The following is a 1179-nucleotide window of genomic DNA, read 5'->3' as shown; positions in this document are numbered from 1 at the left end:
TGCTTGAGATTGCCGACACCCTCCCGCACCAGCAGCCGGTTGACGCCCGAGCGCGAGGCTTCGGCATGGATGAAACGCCGGGTCACGGCGAGCAGGTCATCCAGCGGCAGCAGCAAGGTGGTGCGCAGCGCCAGCACAATGGCTTCCTGAGCGGGCGAGAGCGTGGTCTGCAGCTTATGAGGACGATGCGAGCGACCGGCAAAGTCATCACGCTGCTGCCACTTGCGCACCGTATCCTTGCTGATGCTGTAACGCCGCATCAGCTCTACCTGCGGCAGGGTGGAATAACGGATTTCTTCCCGGGTGTCAGGTTCCGTCTGTTTATAGACTTACTTGTTGTAATCTTAGTAATTAACCATAAACCCTAGACTACTCAAGGTGAGTAATATGCATTTGAAATATACGATTGTTTTTGCAGCCATCCTTTTATCCCCCCTTGTCTTGCAGGCGAAAGAATATTCTTTCGGTGTGATAAATTCAAATAAGGAAGTTGCTTTCGGAAGCGTTAAGATTGTGCTTCGCCAAGGAGAATTAGTTAAACTGATCAACTCAAATTCTGATTATTTTACCATTGAAGCACTACAAAAGAATAAAAGCGGCAAAGTATTTACAGGCAATATACCCAAGGGTATCCTAACAACACTGGATGCTTTCTCCACGATTCGTAAGTGGAATGGCCAAACTAAATTTTTTACTTCGTCAGAATGGTCCGATATTGTCTGTACAACAGTTTTCAAAAGTGATGGAACTTTCACTAGTACGTTAGACTGCGAATGCGAATACCATAAAAAAACAGTAGGTCGATTAAGACAATATAATAATATTATATGGGCAAAAGGAGGATGCGCTACGGCGAAAGGTGGTTTGAATCAATGGTCTTTTTTTGTGATCAATCCAAATAATCAGCTATGTCAGGTTGACTATGATATGGAATTAGACTCTAGCATTTGCAGGCTGGGTGAGTCTGAAGATTGAACTGCGTGAGGTATTGACAAGTTAATCAGCGGAATTGCCATTGCCATATGCCGGTGCGTAAGAGGGTGTCAGAATTTGGTATTGACAACTTAATTTAGCCAAATTGCCATTGTCATATAATGGTGCGTAAAAGTTGCGCCAATCGCACGGCTCCCCCAATTCAGGCCGCAGCAAGGGCGTTGGTAATGATCTGCCACGTGAAGA

General features: G+C 45.6%; 1 protein-coding gene and 1 pseudogene. One reads left to right on the top strand and one right to left on the bottom strand.

The annotated features are described in order from the left end of the window. Nucleotides 1-260, bottom strand: a pseudogene (locus tag PZA18_RS23895) (IS481 family transposase); the annotation flags it as partial. Between the two features lie 127 nt (nt 261-387). Here PZA18_RS23895 and PZA18_RS23890 point away from each other — a divergent pair. Continuing rightward, nucleotides 388-975, top strand: coding sequence for a hypothetical protein (locus tag PZA18_RS23890; RefSeq protein ID WP_284103400.1), 588 nt, complete (start codon nt 388-390; stop codon nt 973-975). Nucleotides 976-1179 lie beyond the last annotated feature (204 nt).

Source organism: Parachitinimonas caeni, from assembly GCF_030129945.1.
Taxonomy (GTDB): domain Bacteria; phylum Pseudomonadota; class Gammaproteobacteria; order Burkholderiales; family Chitinimonadaceae; genus Parachitinimonas; species Parachitinimonas caeni.
The sequence above is the reverse complement of the archived record's forward strand: the minus strand, read 5'-3'. Positions and strand labels throughout refer to the sequence as shown.